The organism is Lunatibacter salilacus (assembly GCF_009797935.1).
Lineage (GTDB): Bacteria > Bacteroidota > Bacteroidia > Cytophagales > Cyclobacteriaceae > Lunatibacter > Lunatibacter salilacus.
The window spans coordinates 1-1,669 of record NZ_VOLC01000045.1; the positions used below are offsets into that span (position 1 = coordinate 1).

Consider the following 1,669-nt stretch of genomic DNA (forward strand, 5'->3'; position numbering starts at 1 on the left):
CGGAGGTTACCCGTGCAGTTGATGCCGAAAATTCGTTAGCCACTGACCTAGCCGCTGAGACAGTCCGTGCTACCGCTGCGGAAGGAGTATTGCAGGCCAATATCTGGACGGTGCAGGGCAATGTGGATGCCAACAAAACGGCTGCAGAAACTGCCATCGCCCTAAAGGAGGATGGTGCCAACAAGTCCACCGATATAACCCTTTCGGACGCCACCAACACCAGGTTCCCGACAGAACTTGCCGTGAGGACCTTCGTCAACGCATCCGCAGCGGAAGGCAGCGGAGCCCTTTCCGAGGAGGTTGCCCGTGCCACGGCTGCCGAAGAAAAGCTGGCCACAGACCTTGCCGCTGAAACGAACAGGGCAATTGATGCGGAAACTACACTATTTGGAGACCTTGCCGCTGAAACAACCCGGGCAACTACCGCGGAGGATAAGCTAAACGCCGATCTTATTGCTGAAACTACCCGGGCAATGGATGCGGAAAGCATCCTATCTACAGACATTTTAGCCGAAACAGCCCGGGCGACCGCTGCGGAGGAAAGGTTAAACGTTGATCTCATTGCCGAAACTACCCGTGCAACGGATGCCGAAAATATCTTATCCACAGACCTTATAGATGAAACAGCGCGGGCGACTGCCGCGGAAGGAGTTTTGCAGGGCAATGTGGACGCCAACAAAACGGCCGCGGAAACAGCCATCGCCCTAAAAGAGGATGCCGCCAACAAGTCCACCGACATCACCCTTTCTGACGCCACCAACACCAAGTTCCCGACCGAACTTGCCGTGAGAACCTTCGTCAACGCATCAGCGGCGGAAGGCAGCGGGGCCCTTTCCGAGGAGGTTGCCCGTGCCACGGCGGCCGAAGAAAAGCTGGCGGCAGACCTTGAAGCCGAGACAGCCCGAGCGACTTCCGCGGAAGGAGTTTTGCAAGTCAATATCGAAACGGTACAGGACAATGTGGACGCCAACAAAACGGCCGCTGAAACTGCCATTTCCCTAAAGGAGGATGCCGCCAACAAGTCCACCGACATCACCCTTTCTGACGCCACCAACACCAAGTTCCCGACCGAACTTGCGGTGCGAACCTTTGTCAACGCATCAGCGGCGGAAGGCAGCGGGGCCCTTGCCGACGAGGTTACCCGTGCCATTGCGGCCGAGGAAAAGCTGGCCCTGGACCTGGAAGCTGAAACAGCCCGAGCAATTGCTGCCGAAACTACGTTAACCACTAATCTTGCCGCTGAAACAATCCGAGCAACTTCCGCTGAGGATAAACTAAACGCTGATCTTACTGCTGAAACTACCCGGGCAATGGATGCGGAAAACATCTTAACCACAGATCTTTTATCCGAAACAATCCGGGCAACTTCCGCCGAGGAAAAGCTGGCCCTGGACCTGGAAGCCGAAACAACCCGTGCAATTGATGCCGAATCTACACTATCCGAAGAACTTTCCGCTGAAACGGACAGAGCAATTGCCGCCGAAACTACGTTAACCACGGATCTTTTAGCCGAGACAGCCCGCGCGACTTCCGCGGAAGGAGTATTGCAAGTCAATATCGAAACGGTACAGGACAATGTGGACGCCAACAAAACGGCCGCTGAAACTGCCATTTCCCTAAAGGAGGATGCCGCCAACAAGTCCACCGATATTACCCTATCTGACGCCAC

At 55.4% G+C, this 1,669-nt stretch carries 1 protein-coding gene; it reads left to right on the top strand.

What is annotated here, in order from left to right:
* The coding region (locus FQ608_RS27045) for a coiled-coil domain-containing protein (RefSeq protein WP_199856490.1) at nt 1-1,669 on the top strand (1,669 nt) is incomplete at both ends.